Genomic DNA, 25,901 nt, shown 5'->3' with positions numbered 1-25,901 from the left:
TTTTATTCCTGGTAATATACGCGTTTCACCCGCTGCGAAATGCCCGTCAGGATCTCGTACGGAATGGTGCCGGCCCATTCTGCCAGCTGCTGCACGGAAAGATCTTCCCCGAACACGATCACTTCATCGCCCTCCGCCACGTCAGGAATGTGCGTAACGTCCAGCATCAGCATGTCCATTGCCACTACGCCCGCTACCGGCGCCAGTTTGCCGCGTATTTTCATCTGCCCTTTCCCGTTGCCCAGGCTGCGTTTGTAACCGTCCGCATACCCGATGCGCACGGTGGCGATCACGGACGGGCCGCCGGCTTTCCAGGTGGCGCCGTAACCCACGGTGTCGCCCGCCGGTATACGTTTTACCTGTGCCACGGTGGTTTTCAGCGTGCTCACGTTCCGAAGTTTGTCCTGGAACGCGCCCGCACTGTCTACCCCGTACATGCCGATGCCCAGCCGCACCATGTCTAGCTGCAGTTCGGGCTGGCGGTGAATGGCCGCGCTGTTGGCGATGTGGCGTATCACGGCGTAACCCAGCTGTTGTTGCAGCGTTGCGCTCATTTTGGCGAAACGCTCCGCTTGTGTTTGGGTGAAAGCGTCCATCGACGGGTCTTCGCTGGCGGCGAGGTGACTGAAAATGGATTGTACCCTGAAAAGCCCTTCTGCATTCAATCGCTGTGCCAATATTGTTACGTCGTGCGATTCGAAGCCGAGGCGGTGCATGCCCGTGTCCAGCTTGATGTGCACCGGGTAATTGGTTTTGTTCGCGTACCGTACCGATTCTTCGAACAGGTCGAGTATGTTCATGGAATATAATTCCGGTTCGAGGTTCCATTGAAGAATGGCGTCGAAGCTGCTCGGTTCGGGGTTCATCACCATGATAGGCAATGTAATGCCCGCGCGGCGAAGCTCCACGCCTTCGTCCGCATATGCTACGGCGAGATAGTCCACGCCGTGGAATTGCAGCAGGCTGGCTATTTCGTAAGTGCCGCTGCCGTACGCGAAGGCTTTCACCATCGCCATCAGTTTGGCGCCGGGCTTGAGAATGGCCTGGTACGCTTTAACGTTGTGCGCAATGGCGCTGAGATTGATCTCCAGTATCGTTTGGTGCGCTTTCTGTTCCAGCAGTTTGCCGATGCGCTCGAACTGGAATACGCGCGCGCCTTTCACCAGGATGGATTCATTCTGGAAATCGGCCGTGTTAACTTTTTGTAAAAATTCTTCGGTGCTCGCGTAAAAAGCGGCGTTCACTTTCTGAAAGCTCTGTTTTTCCCGCGAAATATGTTTGCCGATGCCGATCAGTTTCTGTATCCCTTTTTTTTCCAGCATGCCGGCCACTTCTTCGTAAAGGGAACCTTCGCTTTTGCCGGACTGCAGGATGTCGCTGAGGATCACCGTGCGCGTGGGGTGCTGGCGCTGCTGCTGCAGGAAGTCCAGCGCAATGGCGAGCGAGCCGAGATCGGAATTGTAGCTGTCGTTGATGATGCTCGAATTGTTGATGCCCTGTTTCATTTCCAGGCGCATGGCGATGTTGCCGAGATGGTCCATCCTTTCCTGGATCACGTCGTGCGGCTTGCCCAGCCAGAGCATTAAAGCCCAGCAATGGATCGCGTTTTCGATGGAGCCTTCGTCTGTAAATGGTATGCGGATGAACAGCGGTTCCTGTTTGTACAACGCATCGATGCGGGTGTGGTTATCGTTTTTGTCTATGCCGATAACGCGCAGGTCGGCGTCTGTCTTGCGGCTCCAGGTGAGCAGCTGCATATCGTTCTCGATCTCGCGTTTGCCGACGAGGTTATGGAAGTTGTTGACGCACTCGTTCAGCGCGAGATAATCCTTGCAATAGATCAGCACGTCGCTGCGGGTGAACAGCACGAGTTTTTCGTTCACCTTCTGGCGGATGTTCAGGAACCCTTCGTTGTGGGCTTCGCCGATGTTGGTGAAAATGCCGATGGTGGGACGGATGATCTTTTCCAAATTCACCATTTCGCCCGGCTGCGAAATGCCGGCTTCGAAAATAGCGAGCTGGTTTTCGGGCTTCATCTGCCAGACGGACAAAGGCACGCCGATCTGTGAGTTATAGCTCTTTGGGCTGCGCACGATGTTGTAATCCTTTTCCAGCAGCTGGTAGAGCCATTCTTTCACGATGGTTTTACCGTTGCTGCCCGTAATTCCGATCACCGGCACCTGGAATTGCTGGCGGTGATATGCAACCAGCGTGTGCAGCGCCTGCAGGGTGTTTTTTACGAGAATGATGTTGGCTTTCGGGAAAAGCCCCGCGGCGATTGGTTCGCTGACAATAAAATTGCTGACGCCTTTTTTGTACAGCTCATCGATGTATTGATGAGCATTGCGGCGTTCGCTGACAAGGGGAATGAACAAGGATGTTTCGGCAACAAGTAATTTGCGGCTGTCCAGCAAAATATGTTCGATCTCCGGGTACCCGGTCTGTTGCATCAATTCACCCTTCAGGATCTTGCTGATACTTTCTGCTGTATACAATTTAATATGGTTTTTACTGAAAAAGCGCCCGGGGACTCTCTTTCCCGGGCGCTTTCCGACTAACTAACTTTCTATCTTTTCTTCAACCGGTTTCACCGGCAGCTTCTTGTCGAACAGGATGGAATAAACGATGGAGCCGGCCAGGCATACTACGATCACGACCAGGCTCACCCAAACCGGCAGCTTGAAGTGCCAGATCTCCGCGAGCATTTTGAGGCCGATGAACACCAGCACGATGGCGATGCCCTGCTGGAGGTAATCGAACTTGTCCACTGCGCCCCTCAGCAGGAAAAACAGCGAACGCAGCCCCAGCACCGCGAAAATGTTGGATGTGTACACTACCAGCGGCTCTTTGGAGATGGCGAACACGGCCGGGATGGAATCGAGCGCGAACACGATATCCGTTACGGCTAGCATTACCACCACTACTGCCAGCGCGGTGAAATACACTTTGCCGTTGTGTTTGATGGTAAAACGGTCGTTGGGCTCCGCATGCGAAATGCGCATGTATTTCTGCATAAAACGGTACGCGAAATTTTCTTCGGGCTTAAATTCTTCGTGCTGGTCTACCATGAACATTTTAATGCCGGTATACACGAGGAACGCGCCGAAGATGTACAATATCCAGCCGAATTGCGCGATCAGCGCCACGCCTACGGTAATGAAGATGGCGCGGAACACGATAGCCATGAGGATGCCGATGAGCAGCACGCGCGCATAACTGGTTTCTTTGATCTTGAAAAAACCGAAAATGAGGATGAAAACGAAAATGTTGTCGATGGAAAGCGACCATTCCATCAGGTAGGCGCTGAGGTATTCAACGGCCATTTTGGAACCGTTCTCTACCCAGACGAATGCAAAAAAGCCGAATGACAGGGCAACCCAGAAGCAGGTTTGTATTAATGCTTTTTTAATGGAAATTACCTGTCCTTTTTTACTTAAAAGTCCAAGGTCGAAAATCAAAGCCAAGACGATAACAATACCAAATACAGCGTACGTCCATTGTTGCGGTGTCATGCAAAGCGGAAAATTTAATGAACAGCAAAGATAATGGATTCCCCGAGGTTTTACCCGGCATACTTGCGCTGCCTGATGAACTGGAACACCATGGCAAACAGCAGGATAACGCCAATGGGCACGGCAAACGCGATGATCTGCCATTTGGTGCGCTCCGATTTCACTTTTTGGGCGTCCAGGAGCCTGAGCGTCAGTTCCTTATTGCGGGTGTCCATAATGGGGGCCTTGCTGGTGAGGTATTCCATGCTGTTGAGAAAAAATTCCTTGTTGGCGAATACATATTGCGGATTAAACTCATTCACGCCCATCTGCAGCGGGCCGTTTTTTTGGGAAACAGCATTAGCGACAATATCCGCATCGCCCACCACGATCATTTTGCCGATGGTATCTGCAATGGCTTTGAAAGGTTTGCCTGAAGCGGTTTCCAGGGCTTTTTGTTCTTCCGCGCCCAGGCGATGGTTAAATAATGAGGGGAAACGCCCTTCCAGCAAAACGGCCACCGGTATGCCCCGCATGCGGTAATCGCGGGGATTGGGCTGCTGCTGCACGCTTTCGAGGGTGATCTGCACCGGCCCGCGAAGGGTGCGGCTGTGGTCTGAACTGGCCAGCAGGATGGTTTTCCGGATGTCGCCGCCTTTGATGGTGTCTACCGAATTGGCGAAACGGCTCATCACCAGGTCCATGTTTTTTACGATAGGATGTGCATTGGTAGGGGTAAACAGCGGGAAATACGGGAAAGGCACGGGCTGTATCTGCGGTTTGTCGCCAAAATTGCCCACCACCAGCGGGATGATGTCGCTCTGAAGGTCCTGCACCAGGTCCAGGTTCACACGGGCGCCGTATTTAAACAACAGGTCTTCGAGCTGCAGCCCGCGGTCGAATGCCACGAAGTCGCGGCCGCGCAGACTGTCTACCGAAGCGGTAAGATTGTCGATAAACCAGATCACTTTGCCCCCGTTCATCACGTACTGGTCTATTTTCAGCTTGTCTTCGTCGGTAAACGTTTGGGTGGGCCGCACGAACATAATAGCGTCGAACTCGCGCTGGATGTACGGATCGCTGCGCAGGTTGATGGTGTCTACCTGGTATTGTTCGTGCAGGGTTTTAAGCGCGTCGTACACATTGGGCCCTTCCGGCTCGCCGTGGCCGAGCATATAACCTACGAGCGGCGGCGCTTCCCGCTGCAGCTGGTAAATGGCGCTGGCGAATTTGTATTCCAGCAGCGCTTCGGAGTTGTTGAGCGCGGCCATCGGGTCCATTCCGCCCTGGCTTTTCAGCAGGTTGATGGCGGTTTCGCGGCCTTTGTACTGTATAAATGCGCCGGGGAAGATGAGCCTTTCGGCGAACGCGTCTTTACTGTCTTCCTGCACCTGCAAATTAAACGGCAGTATGCCGCGCGCCATCAGTGAATCCTGGAAGCTCGCGCGCATGGAATCGGGCAGGTCGGTGCCCGGGTTGAGGAACTGGAAACGGATATTGTTGCCGCCGTACTGCTGGAACTCTTCGAGCAGCTCGCGCGTGGCATCCGCCAGTTGGCGGAAACCCGCCGGGTATTTGCCTTTCAGGTATACTTCGATGGTTACCGGCGCATCCAGGTTTTTGAGCAGGCTGCGGGTGGAAGCGGCGAGGGTGTAACGTTTTTCGGCGGTAAGGTCCCAGCGGCCATGCAGGTAAGCCGCGGCAATATTCAGCGCAACGATCACGGCCAGCACGCCGAGCGTGCGCTGGAGGTATTTTTTTCGTTTATCCTTTCTCGTTGCTTCCATAATTTATCCCTGCCAGATTTTGCGTTCCAGTGAAATTTTGGTGAGGTAGAGCATCAGGCCTGTCAGGCTGAAAAAATACACGATGTCGCGGCTGTCTACCACGCCGCGGCTGATGCTGTCGTAATGATAGCGGATGCCGGCCATTTTGAGGTAATAGTCCGCCCCGCCCGAAAACACCGGCACTTTGCTGAGCGCGTCGAAACCGTTGTAAAGGATGAAGCAGGTGAATATGGCGACCAAAAACGCCACCACGGCGTTGCCGGTGAGCGACGAGGCCCAGATGCCGGTGGCGGTAAACACGCCTCCCAGCAGCAGCAGGCCGATATATGAGCCGAGAATGCTGCCGCCGTCCAGCTGGTTGTTGGTGGCGGCCAGCTGGCCCATGGCGATGTAATACGTGACGGTTGGGATGAGGGCGATGAGCACGATCAGCAGGCAGGCCCAGTATTTTCCCCAAACGATCTGCCACCAGGTGAGGGGTTTGGTGCTGAGCAGTTCCATGGTGCCGCTCCTGAATTCGTCTGCCAGGCTGCGCATGGTGATGGCGGGGATCAGGAGGAGGAAGATCATGGGCGCCAGCTCAAAAAGACCGTCCAGGTTGGCATACCCGGCGTCCAGCAGGCTGGTGTCCGGGAAAACGAAAAGGAAAAGGCCGTTGGCGAGCAGGAACAGGATGATGGCTACATAACCTGTAATACTGCTGAAAAACTGGTGGAGGTCTTTTTTGAAGATCGCGTACATAGACGATGACAAATATAGAATATTTGATTTTTCCGTTATCCGTTATTTCTTTTTAAACAAGAAAAAAGCCGTCCGGAATAGTTTCCAAACGGCTTTTATGGTGAAAATCGTATGTGGTCGCGGTTATACGGCGAAACTGTCGCCGCAGGCGCAGGTGCGTGCCGCGTTCGGATTGTTGAAGTAGAACCCTTTGCCGTTGAGGCCTTCGGAGAACTCAAGGGTGGTATTGCAGAGGTATAGGAAACTTTTCAGGTCGGTCACTACTTTGATGCCTTTATCTTCGAATACCTGGTCCTTGGGTTTGGTCTCATTGTCGAAATCCAGTTTGTAGCTCAGGCCGGAGCAGCCGCCTCCCACTACGGAAACCCGCAGGAAGAAGTCATGCCCCAGGGTGCCTTCCGCCCTCAGTGCGTCTACTTTTTCTTTGGCTTTATCGCTTATAAAAATCATGATTCGTCGGTTTTATTTTACTATTTCATTGAATTCACGGATCGTATTCTCCACGGCCGAAATGGCAAAATCAATCTCTGCGTCCGTCGTAAATCTTCCCAATGCGAAACGCAGCGAAGAATGTGCCAGTTCTTCCTCCAGGCCCATGGCCGTCAGTACATGACTCGGTTCCGGGAGGGCGGAAGTGCAGGCTGAGCCCGAAGATACGGCAATTTGCCGGCTTATGGCCCGCAGCAGTGCGTCGCCGGGTATGCCATGGAAGGCGATATTGGTTACATGCGGCAGCCTGTGCGCGCCGGAACCGTTGATGGTGGCGTGTTCCCGGGCTAAAATGGCCGTTTCCAGCCTGTCCCTCATGGCAGACAGCCGTTCGGCGTTCACTGCCATTTCGGCGCCCGCCAGTTCACAGGCTTTGCCCAGCCCGGCAATGGCCGGAACGTTGAGCGTGCCTGAGCGCATGCCGCGTTCGTGGCCGCCCCCGTCCATCTGCGCGGTGATCTTCACCCTGGGGCCGCGCCTTCTCACGTACAACGCGCCGATGCCTTTGGGCCCGTACAGTTTGTGCGCGCTCAGCGCCATCATGCCGATGCCTTCCTGCTGCACGTTCACCGGTATTTTGCCCACGGCCTGCGTGCCGTCGGTAAACAGGATCACGCCTTTTTCCCGCGCGATGCGGCTGATATCCGCCATTGGCTGTATCACGCCGGTCTCGTTATTGGCGTACATAATGGCGATCAGGATGGTTTCCGCCGTGATGGCGGCTTCCAGTTCCGTCGGATCGATCAGCCCGGCGGCGTTCACTGGCAGCCGGGTTACGGACGCGCCTTGTTTTTCGAGGTGCGAAAGTGTGTCCAGCACGGCTTTGTGTTCCGTTCCGGCGGTAACGATGTGGTTGCCTTTGCCGGCGTATGCTTCAAAAAGCCCTTTGATGCCCAGGTTTACGGCTTCGGTAGCGCCGGAGGTAAAGATCACTTCCTGCGGTTCCGCGCCGATAAGCCGGGCCACCTGCTGCCTCGCATGGTCCACCGCTTCTTCGGCCGCCCAGCCGAACGCGTGGTTGCGGGAGGCGGCGTTGCCGAAATGCCGGTTGAAGAAGGGCAACATGGTTTCCAGCACCCGCGGATCGCAGGGCGTGGTGGCGTTGTAATCGAGATATACAGGCGGCTGCTGCATCCTGCAAAATTACGATATAAGTTCTACTTTTACCGGGTTGGGCCATCGTATGGGCCGATGGTGCGATAGTTTCCGTCTATATTTCAAAAGTTGTCAGAATATGCTAAAAGTAGAGCACATCGGCATTGCCGTAAAATCATTATCGGCCTCGGTACCGCTGTTCGAGAAATTGCTGAACACGCCGTGTTACAAAACCGAGGAAATCGCCTCCGAAGGCGTGTCTACAGCGTTTTTCAGGCAGGGCGACACAAAGATCGAATTGCTCGAAGCGGCCGTGGAAACCAGTCCTATCGCGAAGTTCCTGGAAAAACGAGGGGAGGGGGTGCATCATATCGCGTTCGAAGTGGCGGATATCAAAGCGGAAATGGAACGGCTGAAGGGGGAAGGGTTCGAACTGTTAAATGCCGAGCCGAAACCGGGGGCGGATAACAAGCTGGTTTGTTTCCTTCATCCGAAGGGCACGAACGGCATCCTGGTGGAGCTGACGCAGGAGAAGTTGTAAATCAGCGACTTGCTGGTTTGTCAAAAAAAATGTCACGGCTATTTAAACCTTTTATTGAATCGTGCGTTGATAATAGAGTAAGTAAGGAATACTTACTTATTTGAGAAGCAATTCGAAGCCTGCGGGCTTTCTAACATAACTCTAAAGTTGGCATAGGTTATGAAAACCTGTGAGTTTTTTAACTCGCAGGTTTATTTTTTTAAGCCGTTTGAGGACGGTGAAGCCGGCGGCGGACCGTCTTTCGGCCGCCGTTGCGTCGCACACTTCGGCATTGGGATGTTGGCCCGGCCTTTTTATTTTTCAATTGCTGTGTTTGTCTTCAATTATTTCATGATCCAAGCACCTTTTCCATCCCCACGCTGCGGCTGCCTTTCACCAATATATGCGTATCCGCGAAAGCCTGCTGCCCCAGCCATTTCCGGGCCTCTTCAGCTGTTTCGAAATAAATGTACGGATGGTTCACTTTTGCAAATTCTTTTCCGACCAGCACCACCGCTTTCCAATGACTTTGCAGTAACAGATCCGCCAGGGCCTGGTGTTCCTTCTGGCTGTCTTCCCCCAGTTCCTTCATCGCGCCGAGCAACAGTACTTTTTGTTTGGCGTCCAGCCCGGCGAAATTTTCTACCGCGGCCTTCATGCTTGAAGGATTGGCGTTGTATGCGTCCATGATCACGGTATTGCTGCCCTGTTTTACAATCTGCGAACGGTTGTTGGAAGGTGTATATCCTTCGATCGCTTTCCTTATCACTTCGCCCGGCACTTTAAAATGCAGCCCGATGGCAATAGCCGCCATTACATTGGGGAAGTTGTATTCGCCCACCAGCTGCGTGCGCACATGGCCCGCTTCCACGGCTTCCAGCTCCAGCAGCGCCGTTCCGGGAAAAGGCGCGCCCGCGTAATCCGCTTCTTCGTGGCCGTAGGTAACGATATTGTCAATGCCTTTGCTCATTTCCACGAGATAGGGATAATCTTTGCAAACGAACACCGTTCCCCCGTTTTCCCGCAGGTGATCGTACAACTCGCCTTTGGCCAGCCGCACGCCTTCTTCACTGCCGAACCCTTCAAGGTGCGCTTTCCCGATGTTCGTGATCAGGCCGTGCGTGGGCAGCGCTACTTTGCAGTATCCTGCTATTTCCCCGCGATGGTTCGCGCCCATTTCTATCACGGCCATCTCCGCGTTTTGCGGTATGCCGAGTATGGTCAGCGGCACGCCGATATGGTTGTTCAGGTTGCCTTCCGTGGCATGCGTGCGGAACGCCGCGCCCAGTACCGTGCGCACCATTTCTTTCGTAGTGGTTTTCCCGTTAGTGCCGGTGATGGCGATAAAAGGTATCCGCAATTGTTGGCGATGATGCAGCGCAAGGTCCTGCAAGGCTTTGAGCGCATCGGGAAACAGCATCGTTTTACCGGGCTGCGTGTCAAATGCGGGATCGTCTATTACGGCCAGGCTGGCGCCCGCTTCCAGCGCGGCCGCGGCATATTCGTTGCCATTAAAGTTCGGGCCGCGGAGCGCAAAAAAAATATCGCCCGCGCGCAGCTTGCGGGTGTCGGTTTGTACGGACGGATGCTGGAGATAATGCCGGTAAAGCTGTTCGATGTTCAAAACGCAAAGATTTGATACAAAAATAAGGAATGGATTCCCTCATTTTCTTTATTATCTTTCGAACAAGGCAACCCATCTCCGTCAGCTGCCGTATAAAAACCTATGCAAGCCTATACAATACCAACTTTCAAGCGTATGAAACCGAGCATGATGCCCATGCAAGGTTCCATCCGGCCTTTAAAAAGACAAATAACCAACGGATGAAACGATTATTGATCAACCTTGTTCTCCTGACAGGAATAAGCCTGACGGCCTGTACTTCCGAACAGGCGCCCGAACCGGTAACGCCGTCCAACTGCGCCTCGGTGGATATCAAAAGCGCCCGCGTGTACGCCATCGTACAGGAAAACTGCACCAACAGGAGCTGCCATCCCGGCACCGGCTCGCCGTTGATCGCGGATTTCTCCACGCCCGCCAAACTCAAAAGTTACATCAGCGCCAACGGCGCCAGCTGGACGCTGCGTGTAACCAGCCAGAATGCGGACATGCCGCAAAGCCAGGGTTTCCCCCCGCTGTCCCGCGCTACGCGCGATTCCATCGCATGCTGGGTGAGCAACGGCATGCCTGATTGATCCACCTTTCAAATCCGCCAGATGAAAAAATTCCTGTTCATATGTTGCCTGTTATGCGGCGGCCTCGCCGGTTTTGCGCAGGATATCCAGTCCTGCCGCAACGTTACCTTCAGCTTCTATTCCAGCGCGCCGCTGGAAGACATTGAAGCCAAAACCACGCAGGGCGTTTCCGCGATCAACACCGCCACCAAAGCCATTTATTTCAAAGTGCCGATCAATACGTTCCAATTCAGGAAAAAACTGATGCAGGAACATTTCAACGAAAATTATCTCGAAAGCGATAAATACCCCCACGCTGAATTTAAAGGCAAGGTGGTGGAAAACGTGGACCTGAAAAAGGACGGGGTGTACCCCGTTACCGTGGAAGGCACGCTGGATATGCACGGCGTTACCAAAACCTACCGCGAAAAAGGCACGATCACGGTGCAGAACGGCGTGGTGTCGGCCAAATCGAAATTCAACGTGCGCGTGGCGGACCATAAGATCAAAATTCCCAGCCTGGTGGTGAAAAACATCGCCGAAGTAGTGGAAGTAACGGTGGAAGCCGTGTACTCGGCCGTAAACAAATAAAAAATTACAAACCAACGATATGTTGCACATCCGCATGTTATCAGTCCTGCTGCTGGCGGCGCCCGCCGCGATGGCGCAGGACAACCTGGGCGAACTGTTCGGGAAAGATTCCGTTCGCCGCGACCCGGTGATCGCTACTTTTAAAAGCACCCGCATCATCAACGGCCAAAGCAACGAAACGCTCGCCAAAGGCGACCTCGATTTCCGCGTGGCGCACCGCTTTGGCGACATCGGCGGCTCGGGCGGCGGCTCCAGCACCTTTTTCGGGATGGACAATTCCACGGACATCCGCATCGCTTTCGAATACGGCATTACCGACCGCCTTACCGCCGGTATCAGCCGTGCCAAAGGAAGCGGTAATTTTTCACAGATGTACGAAGTGCTGGGCAAGTTCAAAGTGCTGCAGCAGACCATGGACAACCGTATACCCATTGGCGTTACCGTATTCGGCAACGTGGTGGCGAGCGGCATGAAAAGCAGCCCGGAAAAAAGCGACGTCAATTATTTCGACAGCTTCAGCAGCCGAATGAGCTACACGGCGCAGGCCATCATCTCCCGCAAGTTCGGCGACATCATTTCGCTGGCGGTGCTGCCTACGTATGTGCATCGCAACCGCGTGGGGTATAAGGACATGAACAACATGTTTGCCATGGGCGTGGGCGGCCGCCTGCGTTTCTCGAAAAGAGTAGCGCTGGTGGTGGATTATTTCGTGCCGTTCCGCGACGAAGAAAGTAAGGACTACTACGAATCCCGCGGCACGAAGTTCTACAACTCGCTGGGCGTGGGCGTGGAGATCGAAACCGGCGGGCACGTGTTTCACCTGAACTTCACCAACTCCACCGCCATCCTCGAAAACCAGTTCATCCCCGAAACGGTCACTACCTGGACGCAGGGTCAGTTCCGCTGGGGTTTCAATATTTCGAGAAGGTTCTCGCTGCGTAAATAATCTCTGCCAGCTTACATTTCCGATTGCTGCTGCCGGCCGTTGTGGCCGGCAGCTTTTTGCGGTGCAACCTCGTTTCCCTTAAATTGCGCCCATGGAAAAGCTTTATTGCCGGATCAGGGAAAACTCGTGGGTGGCCAGACTGGCCGCCCTGAAAATGGGCAGCAGCGCCATTGCCATCGTGTTTGGCCGGGTGATTCACCTGCACGGGGTAAGCCGGGAAACCTTTCTCGCCAATACCCGCTGGGTGCGGCACGAGGTGCGGCATGTGCGCCAGTACCGGCAGCACGGCTTTTTTCCCTTTCTCTGGCGGTACGTCAACGATTGGGTAAGGTTCGGCTACTACAACAGTCCTTTCGAAAAAGACGCCCGCCAGGCCGAGCATAACGCCACCGAGCTGGATGGTGTGGAAATAGCCTAAAGAATCGTTAAAACCCCGGGGGCAGGATAAAAAAATGTTGCAACGTGGGTATTTTCCTTATTTTTACGTCAAAGGTTGATCATATGGTCAAGAAGGTCACAGAAGGAATCACGATCAGCGTGGAAACGTTTTATCAGCCGGATTACTCCAATCCGATAGGAAGTGAGTTCATGTTTGCCTACCGCATTACCATCGAAAATAACAACACATTCCCGATAAAATTGCTCCGCCGCCACTGGTATATCATCGATTCCAACGGCACCCACCGCGAAGTGGAAGGGGAAGGCGTAGTGGGCGTACAGCCGCTGCTTGCCCCCAACGAAAGTTACCAATACGTTTCCGGCTCCAATCTCCGCACGGAAATCGGCAAAATGTACGGCACTTACCAGATGGAGAACCAGTTGAACAAAAAGCTGTTCGACGTGAAGATCCCGGAATTCCAGATGGTGGTACCGTTCAAAATGAACTAATCCCGGCGCCCGCTGCCACGGCCGTTGCTGGCCGGGCATATTTTCCCTGTACTGCTTCCTCAGCTCAAGGCATTTTCCTTATTTCTTTTCCTTTCCGCCGTTACGGCCGGTATTTTGCTTTGTTGAAGATCGCCATCGCGTCTTTTTCCGCCATCAGTTGCTCCAGCGACATATCGGGGTTGCGTTTTACGTACGCCTGCACGATGCGGTAACCCAGGTACGCGCCGATCTGCCCCGGCGCCCCGGCGGGCATGCCCTGCGTGCTGGGGCCTTCGCCGGTGTAACGCATGATGTCCTGCCAGTCCGTAGTGTACAATAGCTTGTTCTGCACGAAATACTGCCATATCATCTCCTCGTTTTCGTTGCAGTAGGCCAGCTGTTCTTTGGTATACCCCAACCGTATTTCTTCGTCCGTTTCGGGCAATACCTTTTCGAGGAAATACTGCTGCCTGCCCATATCGATGAGCTTCACCACCAGCTGCGCACCTTCCTGGTGCGGCGGGAACAGGTCTTCCTGCACCACCTTCATCACGTTCACGGGTATATATTCCGGCGTGAATTTACGTACCACGTAGTCCGGGTAATCGGGCACCAGGCGGTACACCGGGAAGTCCGCGCCCATATGCATGTCCAGCCCTACGCCCACCGTGGAATCCATTACCACTGCCCCAAAATTGCCGATGGCGGAAATGAAGCTCACCACCTGCGGGGCCTCGAACCTTGGAATGTAATATTTGGTGAGCCTGAAAGCCTGTGTGAGCGCGGCTTCTACGGGTTGTATGTTTTTAAAGTGTGTTTCCACCGAATCCTGCAACGCCCTGAAGTCTTTATTCACCAGGAAGTCGTGCGCCTGCATTTGCATCAGCCGGCCGGTGTCTGAAAAAGGGCCGAAGTTGAGAATGTGGGTAAAGTATGGGGGGGCGAAGCGGGGATAATCTTCCGCCAGCAATTTTAAACCTGCCGCCACGTTATTGGTATCGGTACGGAAAAAAGCTTCGTCGAACCGCCGTATTTTCACGTCGATGGGAATGTGGCTTACATCGGGAACGTTCTTCCCGCCACCGCATCCTGAAATTATCCAGCCGGTCAGGAATAAGGCTGCGAGGAAATATTTATTCTTATAATTTTGCATCGCCCATTAAAACTTTAGAGATGGTAAAAATATTGCATAACAATTTATTCCGGAAATCTTTACTTGCCCTTTGTTCCATGCTCGTGTTTTCGCTGGCCGCGCAGGCGCAGCAAACGCTCAGCAGTTCGTTGTCCGAAAAAACAGGCCGCAGGATGCGCCTGGGCTTTAAGCTCGACCCCGGCGCTTCGTTGCTGAAAGCACAGGATAATGGCGTGGAACGCAACAGCGGCCGGTTTTATTTCAGCTACGGCATCCTGGCCGACTTTTTCCTCGACGAATCCGGCAATTACGCCATCGGTTCCGGCTTGCAGATCAGTCATATGGGCAGCGTAATGCAATACGAGACCGGCCTCGGGCTGGACGATTACAACGCTGCGGCTTCAGAATACGACATCCGTTTGCAGTACATCGAAGCACCCATCACGCTTAAGCTCCGTACAGACACCGACCGCGGCGTGGGCGTCTGGGGCCAGTTCGGCGGCTTCGCCGGTTTCCCCATCAGGGCCAGGGCCAATGTGATCAGCGGCCAGCAGAAATACGAGAAGGTGAAGATCCTCAAAGACGTGAACCCGCTGATAGCCGGGCTGGTATTGGGCGGCGGCGTAGATTATCCCCTCACCGAAACCCTCACCGGCACGCTGGGCTTCATTTACCAGAACAACTTCGTGGACGTTACCCGCAACAGTAAATGGGACGACGGCCGCATCAATACCAACAACTTCGTGCTGCGCCTCGGGGTTTATTTTTAAACCGTCGATTAGGCGTACCTTTGCAGCAGAAAAAAAGAACGGATGAACATCTTTTTAGCCCAGCAGAACTATCATATCGGGAACTTTGAAGCAAACACCGCCAAGATCGTTAAAGCCATACAGGAAGCGGAACAGCAGGGGGCAGACCTCGTCGTTTTTTCGGAGCTTTGCGTGTGCGGCTACCCCCCGAGGGATTTCCTGGAGTTCGAAGATTTCATCGCCCGCAGTTATGCTGCCATCGACGAGATAAAAAGTCATACCCACCGCGTGGCCGTGCTGGTAGGCGCCCCGCACCGGAACCCCAATCCCGAAGGCAAAGACCTTTTTAACGCCGCCTGGTTCCTGTACGAAGGCAAAGTGCAGCAGGTGATCCATAAAACGCTGCTGCCCACCTACGATGTGTTCGACGAGCACCGGTATTTCGAGCCGGGCTTCGAATGGCAGGTGATCCCTTTCAAAGGGAAAAAACTGGCGGTGACCATTTGCGAAGACATCTGGAACCTGGGAGACAACCCGCTGTACCGCATTTGCCCGATGGACAAACTGATGGAGCAGCAGCCCGACGTAATGATCAACCTGTCCGCCTCCCCCTTCGATTACAACCACGACGAAAGCCGCCGCGAGATCATCCGCGCCAACGTGATGAAATACCATCTGCCCATGTATTACTGCAATACGGTCGGTTCCCAGACGGAGATCGTGTTCGACGGCGGCTCCATGGTGTTCGACGCGGAAGGCAATCTCGTATTGCAGATGCCGTATTTCGCCGAAGCCACCGGCAGCTTCAATTTCACCGATCTTCAGCAAAAGCGGCCGGCAAGCGGTACTACGCCAAAAGCAGCCACGCTGGAAGAGCTGGAGTTCGACCATAACATCGACCGGATATACGACGCCATTGTGCTGGGCATCCGCGACTATTTCGGGAAGATGGGCTTCAAACAGGCCATCCTCGGGTCTTCCGGCGGCATAGACAGCGCGGTGACGCTGGCGCTGGCGGTGGAGGCATTGGGCAAGGAAAACGTGCGCGCGATATTGATGCCGTCTCCCTATTCCACCGAACATTCTGTAGACGATGCGGTGGCGCTGTCCCGCAACCTGGAGAACCCTTACGATGTGATCCGCATCAACAACATTTACGAAACTTTCCTCGATACGCTGGACCCGTTTTTTCACGGCCTGCCCTTCAATGTGGCTGAAGAGAACACCCAGAGCCGCATCCGCGGCAACCTGCTGATGGCGCTGAGCAACAAGTTCGGCTACATCTTGCTCAATACTTCCAACAAAAGCGAGCTGAGCACCGGCTACGGCACGCTCTACGGCGATATGGCCGGCGGCCTTTCCGTACTGGGCGACGTGTACAAGATGCAGGTATACGCCCTGGCGCGGTACATCAACCGCAACCGGGAGATCATCCCCGTGAACATCATCGAAAAAGCGCCGTCCGCCGAACTGCGGCCCAACCAGAAAGACAGCGACAGCCTGCCAGATTACGCCGTGCTGGACAGGATACTGTACCAGTACATCGAGCGTACGCAGGGGCCGAAGGAGATCGTAGCCCGCGGTTACGACGCAGCGCTGGTGGCCCGCGCCCTGAAAATGGTGAACACCAACGAATACAAACGCAACCAGTTCTGCCCGATCATCCGCGTATCGTCCAAAGCCTTTGGCGTAGGGCGCAGGGTGCCAATTGTGGGGAAATATTTGAGTTAAGCGCGAACCCCGTTATCTTTGTCCAAATTCAAGAGCAATAATGTTACAGGTACAATTTATTCGTCAGAACAAGGAACTGGTACTGGAAAGGCTGGCTGTGAAGCATTTTAAAGAGCCCGGTATCGTGGAGGAAGTGCTGGCGCTGGACGATCAGCGGAAGAAGCTGACGTTGGAGTATGATGAAACGCAAGCGAAGATAAATTCGGCCTCAAAGGAGATCGGCAAACTGATGGCATCGGGCGATAAAGCCGGCGCGGAAACCCGCAAGCAGGACGTGGCCGCTTTTAAACAGGCCCTCGGCCCGATCGACGAAGCGCTCCGCAAAACGGAGAAAGACCTGCACGACACCCTCGTGAAACTGCCCAACCTGCCCGGCGCCAACGTGCCGCAGGGAAAAACGCCCGAAGATAACGTGGAAGTACGCGGCGGTGGCTCCAAACCCGTGCTGGCCGAAGGTTCTGTGCCGCACTGGGACCTCGCGAAAAAATACGACCTGATCGATTTCGAGCTGGGCAACAAGATCACCGGGAGCGGCTTCCCTGTTTACAAAAACAAGGGCGCAAGGCTGCAGCGCGCACTGATCAGCTACTTCCTGGACTACAATACCGCCAACGGCTATACGGAAGTGCTGCCGCCTTACATGGTGAACGAAGCCAGCGCCTACGGCACCGGCCAGCTGCCTGACAAGGAAGGGCAGATGTACTTTGTGACCGAAGACAATTTCTACCTCATACCCACCGCGGAAGTGCCCGTTACCAACATTTACCGCGACGAGATACTGAAAGAAAGCGAGCTGCCCGTGCGCATGACCGCCTACACGCCCTGCTTCCGCCGCGAAGCCGGTTCTTACGGCAAAGACGTGCGCGGCCTCAACCGCCTGCACCAGTTCGAAAAAGTAGAGCTGGTACAACTCGTGCAGCCCGATAAATCATACGCCGTGCTGGAGGAAATGGTGCAGCATGTGGAGAAGCTGCTCATTTCGCTGAACCTGCCTTACCGCATCCTGAACCTTTGCGGCGGCGATATGAGCTTTACATCCGCGCAGACCTACGACTTCGAGGTATGGTCCGCCGCGCAGGAAAAATGGCTGGAAGTAAGCTCCGTGAGCAATTTCGAAAGCTACCAGACCAACAGGATGAAGATCCGGTATAAAGACGAGAACGGTAAGAATCAGCTGGTACATTCGCTGAACGGCAGCTCCCTGGCGCTTCCCAGGATCGTGGCCTGCCTGCTGGAAAATAACCAGACGCCCGGAGGCATCATGCTGCCGGAGGCGCTGCACCATTATTTCGGCAGCGACCGTATTGCGTGAGCAACCGTCCCGGCGATTACATCGTATTAAATTCTAAGAAAGCGTACAAGCATGCCTGTACGCTTTAATTTTTTTACGTTAATTTGTTACCAGGTCTTAAAATGCAAATTATGAAAACACTAATCCAGTTATGCCTGATCGCCGTGGTGCTGTACGGTTGCTCTGCGGGACTGAACCCTAAAGACACCGCCGCGGTGGAAGCAGCTTTCTCGAAGTACGAGGAATCCGACGGCAAAGCCATTTTCAAGGAAAAATGCGCCCGTTGCCATGGCTACCGCCTTCCTGAAACGCGCACCGCCGAAAAATGGCCGCGGATCATAGACAGGATGGCCCCCAAAGCAAAACTCAACGAAGATCAGAAAGCCGCCGTGCTCGCTTTCGTGACCAAACATGCCAAAGCTTCCTGAGTTAGCTTTCCTAACGAATTAACAATCAAAGGCGGCCTGCAAGGGCCGCTTTTTTTATATTTGTGATCATGCATCATTTTCTTCCCAACGGTCAGCAGCTCGTAATCCGCCAGCCCGGCATCGCCGACGCGGCCGGGTGCCTGGCCTGTTTCCAGCAGTTCACCGGCGAAACGGACTTCCTGCTTTTCACCCGTGAAGAAGCGATGAAAATGAACGTGCAGGAAGAAGAAGCGTTTATCCGCTCGTATCTCGAACGGCCCGAGAACCTGTTGCTGGTGGCCGACGTGGAAGGCCAGATCGCGGGCATCTTCAGCCTCAACCGCAGCCGTTACAAAAAACAATACCACATGGCGCTGATGGGCCTGGCCGTATTGCATAAATACTGGAACATGGGCATCGGGCGGAGGCTGCTCACCGCGGGCATCCGCTGGGCGGAGCGCCACCCGCAAATTACCACTATCCATTTTGAAGTGCTGGCTACCAACGAAAGGGCCATCCAGCTGTACCGGAACTTTAATTTTGTGGAGCATGGCCGCATCCCCAAAGGCGTCAGGCAGCCGAACGGCGACTGGGTAGACCTGGTGGTGATGTCTAAAAACCTGAAAACCGACTAACCTATGAACCTTTACCAGGGCTATTATTCCTACGATTCCCCGGACAATGTGCAGGTCGCTGAAGTGAGCCTGAAAAACGACAAAATAGAGATCCATCTCAGGGACGCGCACGGCAACCCGCGCGTGGTGCACTGGTATTGGTACAACGTGATGGAAGGCAAACATACCGCCGCCGGCATGGAGCTGCATCACATCGGCCTGCCGCAGCAAACGCTGCGCGTATCGTCCGGCGAATTTGCCGCGCTTGCCGAAAAGAAGCTGCGGAAAAAGAAACGCGCTTTTCCCACGGCCGCCGCCGTTTTCCTGACCGCGGGCGCGGTGGTGACCGGCCTGCTGGCGCTTGTTTATTTCTGGCTCGTGCCTTTCCTGGCGGGCCGTTTGGCCAATACCATGCCGGTGGAATATGAAGTGAAGATGGGGAACGAAGCATACGGACAGCTGATCAAAGAATACAAGATATTACCGGAAAAAACCGAGCTGGTGAACACGTTTTTCAAACAGCTCGATATTCAAACGAAATACCCGGTGCAGATCACCGTGGTGGAGGAAAAACAGGTGAACGCCTTCGCGGTGCCGGGCGGGCACATCGTGGTGTTCAGCGGGCTGCTCGATAAAATGCGGCGGCCGGAAGAGCTGGCGGCGCTGCTGGCGCATGAATACTCGCATGTGGAGCTGCGGCACACCACGCGCTCGCTGATGCAGTCGCTGGGCACGTACATGGCCGTGAGCCTTATTTTCGGCGATCTTACGGGCGTGAGCGCGGTACTGGTCGAAAATGCCAGTTCGCTGAAGAACCTGGAATATTCCCGCAGCCTTGAAAAAGAAGCGGACCTCAACGGCCTGCGCCTGCTGGAAGCCCGCCACATCAACCCGGAAGGGTATATCTGGCTGTTCGGCACACTTAAAACGGAGGGCGGCGGCGCGCCGTCGGAATGGCTGAGCAGCCACCCCGATATGGACAACCGCATCGGGTACGTAAAAAAAGAAATGAAACCGGCGCGGGGGGAAACCATGCCGGCCGCCATGCAGGCCACCTGGAAACAAATCAGGGCCGAGTATTGACACGCCAATAAAAAATTCCGAAATTTAAACCGGGGGAGGATATTTTATGAACCGATACGACCGCCAGATCAGGCTCAACGGGTTTGGCAACGAAAAGCAGGAATTATTGCGGAAAGCCGCCATACTGGTGGTGGGGGCCGGCGGCCTGGGCGTGCCGGTGCTGCAATATCTCACCGCGATGGGCGCGGGGCGTATCGGCATCGCCGAAGAAGATAAAGTATCCGTTACCAACCTGCAGCGGCAGGTGCTGTATCAAACGGCGGACGAAGGCAAACCCAAGCTGGAACTGGCCGTTGAAAGGCTGCGGCAGCTTAATCCCGATGTTGAGCTCATTCCCCACAACACTTTCCTCAACACTTCCAACGCACTTTCCATTATCGCGCAATACGACGTCGTGATCGACTGTTCGGACAACTTCGGCACGCGGTATCTCATCAACGACGCCTGCGTGATACTCGGCAAACCTTTCGTTTCCGGCGCTATTTACCAGTACGAAGGACAGGTGAGCGTGTTCAACTACAAAGGCAGCGCCACGTACCGCTGCCTGTTCCCCGAGCCCGGCGACGCGCCGGACTGCAATGCCATCGGCGTGCTGGGCGTACTGCCCGGCATCGTGGGCTGTTACCAGGCCAACGAAGCGGTAAAAGTGATCTGCGGCATCGGCGAGCCGCTCGCCAATCAATTGCTGACCATCAACATCCTCGACAACACGCACCAGGTATTTTCTTTCCAGACCGATCCCAACAATCATAACATTACGGAACTGCAGGAAACTTACGGAGACGTAGCCTGCGACCCAGTGCTGATGCAATTCCTCACCGTGCGGGAGCTGAACGCCTGGCTGGAAGAAGGCCGCGATTTCCAGCTGATAGACGTGCGTGAAAAAGAAGAGCTGGACATCTGCCATATCGAAGGCGCGCTGCACATTCCCATGCGGCGGATCGACGCTTCGATTCCCGGCCTGTCCAAAGAAACGCCCATCGCGCTGATCTGCCACCATGGAATGCGGAGCAAAGCCGTTGCGGAACATTTGCTGAAGAACGGTTTCCAGCAGGTGTACAACGTAACGGGGGGCATACACGCCTGGGCCGAGGAAATCGACGATACGATGAACGTATATTAACCCGCTGCGTACAAATTTCAAAGGATGGTATAACGAATAACATCAGGCGCCCCGGTGGAATGAATTTTGCTGAATTTTTGCGAAAAGGCGCAGCATCGTTAAACTATGTCTTTAAACAACCGTCTTACTTACTCAAAATTTTTAGCATATGGCTGTTGTTCCCGAACAGATTCAATTACAACACCTGGGCTGGAGAGCGGGTTTTGGCGCGAATCCCGCCGAAGTACGTTCATGGGCGAAGAAACGCAGGAAGGAAGTAGTGCGGAAAATAGTACTGGGCCCCGCCGACATCACCCCGGAAACCATCAAGGTCGTTGACGAAACAGACCTTCCCGATTACCGCCGCCAGCGCAACATGGGCGCCGAAGAACGCAAAGCCGTGCAAAGAATGAATGTGAACGGCGTAAAAGACCTCAACGTAATGTGGACGCACGCCATGATCAACAGCGGTCACCCGCTGCAGGAAAAGATGGCGCTGTTCTGGCACGGCCATTTCGCCTGCCGTACGCAAAACGTGCTGTTCAACCAGCAACTGCTGCAGGTGATCCGGCAGCACGGTCTCGGAAACTTCGGCACATTGCTCACCGAAGTGTCCAAATCCCCCGGCATGCTGGCTTTTCTCAACAACCAGCAGAACCGGAAACAACGCCCCAACGAAAACTTCGCCCGCGAAGTGATGGAACTGTTTACCATGGGCCGCGGGAATTACACCGAAAAAGACATCAAAGAAGCCGCAAGAGCCTTTACCGGATGGGGTTACGACGAAATGGGACAATTCCGTTTCCGGAAGAACCTGCACGACGAACGCAGCAAGACCATACTCGGCAAAACCGGCATGTTCGACGGCGACGATGTGATCAAAATATTGCTGGAACAAAAACAGACGGCGCGTTACATCACCGCGAAGATCTGGCGTTATTTCGTCAACGAAACCGAAGACGATGCGCGCATCGATCAGCTGGCCGCGAAATTTTACCAGTCGAATTACGACATCAGGGGATTGATGCAGGAGATATTTATGGCGGACTGGTTTTACGACAGGCAACACATCGGCAGCCGCATCAAAAGCCCGGTGGAGCTGATCGTCGGGCTGCGCCGCTCTATTCCCATGCAGTTCGAGCAGGAAGAGGCGATGCTCGTGTTCCAGCGCGTGATGGGGCAAACATTATTTTATCCGCCGAACGTGGCGGGCTGGCCGGGAGGCCGCAGCTGGATAGACAGCTCCAGCCTGATGTTCCGAATGCGCGTGCCGCAGATCATTTTGTATTCGCAGGAATTCAACATCCGGCCCAAAGAGATCACGCCGGAAATGGGCGAAGGCCAGAACTATAAAATGACGATGCAGGTGAACGAATTCCTGAAAAAACAATACGCGCGCAAGGTAAATGCAAACGTAGACTGGAAGCCGTTCCTGGAAGATTTTAAAGACACGCCGCGCGAAAAGCTGGCCGATGAGATCGCCGCCTCTTTGCTGATGCGCAACAAAGGCATCGACAAACAATTACTGGAAAAATATTCAGATAACTCTTCCCGTGAGAATTACATCAAAACCGTAACGATCGATGTAATGAGCACACCGGAATATCAATTGTGTTAATCATAATCCAACGAATTATGCAGATCAACAGACGCCGGTTCTTACAGGTAGGTTCACTCGCTTCGGCCAGCCTTATGTTGCCGAAATTCCTGAAAGCGATGGAGCAGGGGCAGCTGGTGCCGCCTGGCAATAAAGTGCTCGTAGTGGTGCAGCTTTCCGGTGGCAACGACGGCCTGAACACCATTATCCCTTACCGCAACGATATTTATTACAAACTGCGCCCGCAGCTGGGCATCAAACGCGAAGCCGCCTTATCGCTCAACGACGAGTTGGGCATCCATCCCGCGCTGAAAAGCCTGAAAGGCCTGTACGACGACGGATCGCTGGGCGTTCTTAACAGCGTGGGTTACCCCAATCCCGACCGTTCGCACTTCCGCTCGATGGACATCTGGCAAAGCGCCAGCGATTCCCGCGATTACTGGGGCACCGGCTGGCTCGGCCGCTACCTCGACGCGCAATGCAAAGGCTGCGACAAACCCACGCAGGCGCTCGAAATAGACGATACGCTCAGCCTCGCCCTGAAAGGCGAAGCCGTGAAAGGCCTTGCGCTCACCGATCCGCAGCGGCTCTTCGGCGCCAGCAACGACCGGTATTTTAAAGAGCTGCTCGCTAAAAAACAACACGACGACGAACATCACAACGTCGATTATCTCTACAAAACAATGGCGGAAACCATTTCTTCCGCTTCGTATATCCAGCAGCAGTTCAAAACTTTCAAAAGCAAGGAACAATATCCCACAACGGAACTGGGCCGCAATATGAAGACCATCGCGGAATTGATCATGACAGACATCAATACCAGCGTGTATTATGTGAGCCACGGCAGTTTCGATACGCATGTGGGCCAGCAGAACCAGCAGCAGCGGCTTTTCGAACAACTGAGCGACGCGCTGGGCGCATTTACCACCGATCTGAAAAAGAACCACCGTTTTGAAGACGTGCTGGTAATGACGTTCTCCGAGTTTGGCCGCCGGGTGGGTCAGAACGCCAGCGGCGGAACTGACCATGGCACGGCCAACAACATGTTCCTGATCGGCGGCGGCCTGCAGCAGAAAGGCATTCTCAACGAAGGGCCCGACCTGGTGAACCTGCAGGAAGGCGACCTGCAATACAAGGTCGATTTTAAGAACGTATATGCCACGCTGCTCAAAAAGTGGCTGGGGGCAGACGATCAGGCGATCCTGCAGAAGCAGTACGAGCTGTTGGATTTCATTTAGATATTGAAAAACCTCGGAAATATCAGGCCACCCGGAGACGGGTGGTTTTTTGTTAAAATAACATTATGGCTAATGTGCCGCCGTTATGCCGCAGGTATTGTCCGAGCGGGAGTTTTAACGGGGCTTTGGTATTGCTTCAGTAGGGCTTTGGTAGAGATACCGTAATGGAACTGTAGTAAACCCGCCAAAAAAGCCGGCTTAATGCCGGCTTTTCTAATACTAAAATGCCTTTTGCGGCTCAATTCCCGGAGAACGCATGATCGTATGCCGCTTTCGCGATCTGCGCGATCACTTTGTCGCGGGTGGGCTCGTCTGCATGGGAAAGCGATACGAACACGGCCACGGCGAGTTTCTGACCGTTGGGCAGCACGATAAAACCTACGTCGTTGGTAGCGGCGGCCAGCCCGTTCTGCACGCCGGAAGTGCCGGTTTTATGCGCCACCTGCACGTTTTTGGGCAGCAGCCCGCGAATGCGATCGGGACCGGTGGTGGTGCCGTACATTACGCCCAGCAGGAAGTTGTTGCTGGTTTTGGAAAGCGCCGTGCCTTTGTTCAGGATGTCCAGCAGCTGGGTGTAGGCGCTGGGGCGGCACCAGTTGGCGAACTGCACGTCCCAGGCGGCGTGCATTTTTTGCTCGCCGGCCACTATAGCGATATCGGTCACGCCAAGGCTGTGGATGTAATCGTTGGCCACGGCTTCGCCGCCGATGAGCTTGAGCAGCACGTCGCAGGCTACGTTATCGCTTTGCGATACCATCAGGCTGATGAGGCGGCTGAGCGGCACGTTTGCATTGCCTTCCGGGATGGAATCCTGCAGCGGGCTCCAGGTTTTGAAATACGATCTTTTATCGATGAACACGGGCTGGTCCAGTTGCAGTTTTCCTTCGTCCACCTGTTTCAGCACGGCCATGGCAATGGGGAATTTAAAAGTGCTTTGCATCGGGAAATGCGCGGTATCATTGAGGGTGATCGTATCCCGCGTATCCAGGTTGAGGATGGCAACACCTACTTTGCCGTCTGTTTGCGCCACGATATTGTTGAGCGTTTTGCGGAGGGAAGCAGTTTTGTCTGTTGCGGCCATGGCACTGTCTCCCGGCTTTTGATTGCGGGCCGTTGGGGAGGAACAGGCGGCCAGGGCCAGGCAGGCCGTGGCGGCTAAACATATTCGTTTCATGAATGGTGGATTAAGGAATGAATGTAGGTGTTCTCCGCGAACCAATTATGTGCCAATTTGGCCGGTTTTCCGGATGGCTTGTTTTTGGTAGCGGGAAGGACATTAAAGAAGGAGGTTATATGGATGCTTATTCCCAGATCATCCATCATGCGGTGGAAACCGCGGGCAGGTCAGTCGTAAAAATAGAGCGGCTGGATGCCAACAGGAATGTGACCGGTACCGGCTCGGGATTTTTCTTCTCGTCAGACGGGTACCTTTTCACCAACTCCCACGTAGTGCATAAAGGGAGTTATTTCAACGTGATGTTACACGACGGCAGCATGTATCCTGCTACCTTGACGGGTGAAGATCCCGATACGGACATTGCCATCCTGAAGTCGAGCGCATATGATTTTCAGCCCGCCCAGCTGGGGCAGGCCTCGGATCTGCAGATCGGCCAGCTGGTGATCGCCATCGGCAACCCGATGGGATTTCAGCATACCGTTACCGCCGGCGTGGTGAGCGCTTTGGGGCGTTCGCTGCGCAGCGAAACCGGGCGGCAGATAGACGGCCTCATCCAGACGGACGCTGCGCTGAACCCGGGCAATTCCGGCGGGCCGCTGATCGACTACAAAGGTGAAGTGGTGGGCGTGAATACCGCGATGATCCGTGGCGCGCAGGGGCTATGTTTCGCCATCAGCATCGATACGGCGAGAATGATCGCCGCCGACCTGATGAAAAACGGCAGGGTGAGCCGCGCTTATCTCGGCCTGAGCCTTCAGCAGATCACCCTGGTGCCCAAACTCAGGAGCGGGTTGGAGCTGAAGAACAAAAGCGCGCTGTTCGTAACCGGTGTGGAAGCCAACAGTCCCGCGGGCAAAGCGGGCATTACGGACGGGGATATCGTGGTATCGTTCAACGATGCGCCGGTGGAAACCTCCGATGCGCTGTTCCGGCAGCTGGACCGTGAAAAGATCGGGCAGTTCCAGTTCATCAGGGTGATCCGGCAGAACCGGCTGGTGGAATTGAGGATCACGCCGGCGGAAAAGATCGCGGTGTAATTATTAAGGAAATATGTGCACAAAAAAGGAGGCGCGGTAAA

General features: G+C 54.4%; 25 protein-coding genes. 16 read left to right on the top strand and 9 right to left on the bottom strand.

All coding sequences use genetic code 11. The features are described 5' to 3' along the window. Positions 1-2: 2 nt before the first annotated feature. The 6 genes from J7I43_RS09865 to J7I43_RS09840 all read right to left on the bottom strand — a co-directional run bounded on the left by J7I43_RS09865 (position 3) and on the right by J7I43_RS09840 (position 7,642). The gene (locus J7I43_RS09865) at positions 3-2,495 is read right to left on the bottom strand and encodes a bifunctional UDP-N-acetylmuramoyl-tripeptide:D-alanyl-D-alanine ligase/alanine racemase (RefSeq protein WP_209145504.1); all 2,493 of its coding nucleotides are present in this window, start codon (positions 2,493-2,495) and stop codon (positions 3-5) included. 63 nt (positions 2,496-2,558) lie between these two features. Continuing rightward, positions 2,559-3,512, bottom strand: a complete 954-nt coding sequence (locus tag J7I43_RS09860; protein WP_209145503.1) for a TerC/Alx family metal homeostasis membrane protein — start codon at positions 3,510-3,512, stop codon at positions 2,559-2,561. 50 nt (positions 3,513-3,562) lie between these two features. Then, positions 3,563-5,278, bottom strand: coding sequence for a gliding motility-associated ABC transporter substrate-binding protein GldG (gene gldG, locus J7I43_RS09855; protein ID WP_209145502.1), 1,716 nt, complete (start codon positions 5,276-5,278; stop codon positions 3,563-3,565). Between the two features lie 3 nt (positions 5,279-5,281). After that, positions 5,282-6,019, bottom strand: coding sequence for a gliding motility-associated ABC transporter permease subunit GldF (gldF, locus tag J7I43_RS09850; RefSeq protein ID WP_209145501.1), 738 nt, complete (start codon positions 6,017-6,019; stop codon positions 5,282-5,284). Between the two features lie 123 nt (positions 6,020-6,142). Then, positions 6,143-6,469 (bottom strand): HesB/IscA family protein, encoded by a 327-nt coding sequence (locus J7I43_RS09845; RefSeq protein ID WP_236023350.1) that lies wholly within the window; start codon positions 6,467-6,469, stop codon positions 6,143-6,145. 12 nt (positions 6,470-6,481) lie between these two features. Further along, positions 6,482-7,642, bottom strand: a complete 1,161-nt coding sequence (locus J7I43_RS09840) for a cysteine desulfurase family protein (protein WP_209145500.1) — start codon at positions 7,640-7,642, stop codon at positions 6,482-6,484. A gap of 100 nt (positions 7,643-7,742) precedes the next feature. Here J7I43_RS09840 and mce point away from each other — a divergent pair, with 100 nt between their 5' ends. After that, positions 7,743-8,144, top strand: a complete 402-nt coding sequence (gene mce, locus J7I43_RS09835; RefSeq protein WP_209145499.1) for a methylmalonyl-CoA epimerase — start codon at positions 7,743-7,745, stop codon at positions 8,142-8,144. A gap of 328 nt (positions 8,145-8,472) precedes the next feature. On the opposite strand, the gene J7I43_RS09830 is transcribed toward mce, so the two are convergent. Continuing rightward, positions 8,473-9,747, bottom strand: coding sequence for a UDP-N-acetylmuramoyl-tripeptide--D-alanyl-D-alanine ligase (locus tag J7I43_RS09830; protein ID WP_209145498.1), 1,275 nt, complete (start codon positions 9,745-9,747; stop codon positions 8,473-8,475). A gap of 200 nt (positions 9,748-9,947) precedes the next feature. Here J7I43_RS09830 and J7I43_RS09825 point away from each other — a divergent pair, with 200 nt between their 5' ends. The 5 genes from J7I43_RS09825 to apaG all read left to right on the top strand — a co-directional run bounded on the left by J7I43_RS09825 (position 9,948) and on the right by apaG (position 12,723). After that, positions 9,948-10,319, top strand: coding sequence for a hypothetical protein (locus J7I43_RS09825; RefSeq protein ID WP_209145497.1), 372 nt, complete (start codon positions 9,948-9,950; stop codon positions 10,317-10,319). A 21-nt stretch (positions 10,320-10,340) separates the two neighbouring features. Beyond that, positions 10,341-10,889, top strand: coding sequence for a YceI family protein (locus tag J7I43_RS09820; protein ID WP_209145496.1), 549 nt, complete (start codon positions 10,341-10,343; stop codon positions 10,887-10,889). Between the two features lie 19 nt (positions 10,890-10,908). Next, complete coding sequence (locus tag J7I43_RS09815) at positions 10,909-11,835, top strand: DUF5777 family beta-barrel protein (RefSeq protein WP_209145495.1); 927 nt, start codon at positions 10,909-10,911, stop codon at positions 11,833-11,835. Positions 11,836-11,926: 91 nt separating this feature from the next. Next, on the top strand, positions 11,927-12,253 hold the full coding sequence (locus tag J7I43_RS09810; protein WP_209145494.1) for a DUF4157 domain-containing protein: 327 nt from the start codon (positions 11,927-11,929) through the stop codon (positions 12,251-12,253). 83 nt (positions 12,254-12,336) lie between these two features. Then, on the top strand, positions 12,337-12,723 hold the full coding sequence (gene apaG / locus J7I43_RS09805; protein WP_209145493.1) for a Co2+/Mg2+ efflux protein ApaG: 387 nt from the start codon (positions 12,337-12,339) through the stop codon (positions 12,721-12,723). A 100-nt stretch (positions 12,724-12,823) separates the two neighbouring features. Here the strand turns inward: apaG and gldB are convergent, their stop codons facing one another. Continuing rightward, positions 12,824-13,855: a gliding motility lipoprotein GldB gene (gldB, locus tag J7I43_RS09800; protein ID WP_209145492.1), complete on the bottom strand. Its 1,032-nt coding sequence runs from the start codon at positions 13,853-13,855 to the stop codon at positions 12,824-12,826. A 20-nt stretch (positions 13,856-13,875) separates the two neighbouring features. Between gldB and J7I43_RS09795 the strand changes: the two genes are divergently transcribed. The 9 genes from J7I43_RS09795 to J7I43_RS09755 all read left to right on the top strand — a co-directional run bounded on the left by J7I43_RS09795 (position 13,876) and on the right by J7I43_RS09755 (position 23,646). Beyond that, positions 13,876-14,604 (top strand): porin family protein, encoded by a 729-nt coding sequence (locus J7I43_RS09795; RefSeq protein WP_209145491.1) that lies wholly within the window; start codon positions 13,876-13,878, stop codon positions 14,602-14,604. Between the two features lie 42 nt (positions 14,605-14,646). After that, a complete protein-coding gene (locus tag J7I43_RS09790; protein ID WP_209145490.1) occupies positions 14,647-16,314 on the top strand; it encodes an NAD+ synthase in 1,668 nt (555 codons plus the stop codon). Between the two features lie 40 nt (positions 16,315-16,354). Beyond that, entirely contained in the window at positions 16,355-17,626 is a 1,272-nt protein-coding gene (gene serS, locus J7I43_RS09785) for a serine--tRNA ligase (RefSeq protein WP_209145489.1), read from the top strand. A 110-nt stretch (positions 17,627-17,736) separates the two neighbouring features. Further along, entirely contained in the window at positions 17,737-18,033 is a 297-nt protein-coding gene (locus J7I43_RS09780; protein WP_209145488.1) for a c-type cytochrome, read from the top strand. A gap of 68 nt (positions 18,034-18,101) precedes the next feature. Then, positions 18,102-18,647: a GNAT family N-acetyltransferase gene (locus J7I43_RS09775; protein WP_209145487.1), complete on the top strand. Its 546-nt coding sequence runs from the start codon at positions 18,102-18,104 to the stop codon at positions 18,645-18,647. 3 nt (positions 18,648-18,650) lie between these two features. Next, complete coding sequence (locus tag J7I43_RS09770) at positions 18,651-19,709, top strand: M48 family metallopeptidase (RefSeq protein ID WP_209145486.1); 1,059 nt, start codon at positions 18,651-18,653, stop codon at positions 19,707-19,709. Positions 19,710-19,755: 46 nt separating this feature from the next. Continuing rightward, positions 19,756-20,832, top strand: a complete 1,077-nt coding sequence (locus J7I43_RS09765) for a HesA/MoeB/ThiF family protein (RefSeq protein WP_209145485.1) — start codon at positions 19,756-19,758, stop codon at positions 20,830-20,832. 148 nt (positions 20,833-20,980) lie between these two features. Continuing rightward, positions 20,981-22,429 carry a DUF1800 domain-containing protein gene (locus J7I43_RS09760; protein WP_209145484.1) on the top strand — a complete coding sequence of 483 codons (1,449 nt, stop codon included), beginning with the start codon at positions 20,981-20,983 and terminating at the stop codon, positions 22,427-22,429. Positions 22,430-22,446: 17 nt separating this feature from the next. Continuing rightward, positions 22,447-23,646 (top strand): DUF1501 domain-containing protein, encoded by a 1,200-nt coding sequence (locus J7I43_RS09755; RefSeq protein WP_209145483.1) that lies wholly within the window; start codon positions 22,447-22,449, stop codon positions 23,644-23,646. 238 nt (positions 23,647-23,884) lie between these two features. On the opposite strand, the gene bla is transcribed toward J7I43_RS09755, so the two are convergent. Further along, on the bottom strand, positions 23,885-24,820 hold the full coding sequence (gene bla / locus J7I43_RS09750; RefSeq protein ID WP_209145482.1) for a class A beta-lactamase, subclass A2: 936 nt from the start codon (positions 24,818-24,820) through the stop codon (positions 23,885-23,887). A gap of 119 nt (positions 24,821-24,939) precedes the next feature. On the opposite strand from bla, the gene J7I43_RS09745 reads away from it, so the two are divergent. After that, the gene (locus J7I43_RS09745) at positions 24,940-25,860 is read left to right on the top strand and encodes a S1C family serine protease (RefSeq protein ID WP_209145481.1); all 921 of its coding nucleotides are present in this window, start codon (positions 24,940-24,942) and stop codon (positions 25,858-25,860) included. Positions 25,861-25,901 lie beyond the last annotated feature (41 nt).

The sequence above is a fragment of the Chitinophaga chungangae genome, from assembly GCF_017742215.1.
GTDB classification, from domain to species: Bacteria; Bacteroidota; Bacteroidia; order Chitinophagales; family Chitinophagaceae; genus Chitinophaga; species Chitinophaga chungangae.
This window is presented reverse-complemented; position numbering and strand designations above follow the sequence as displayed.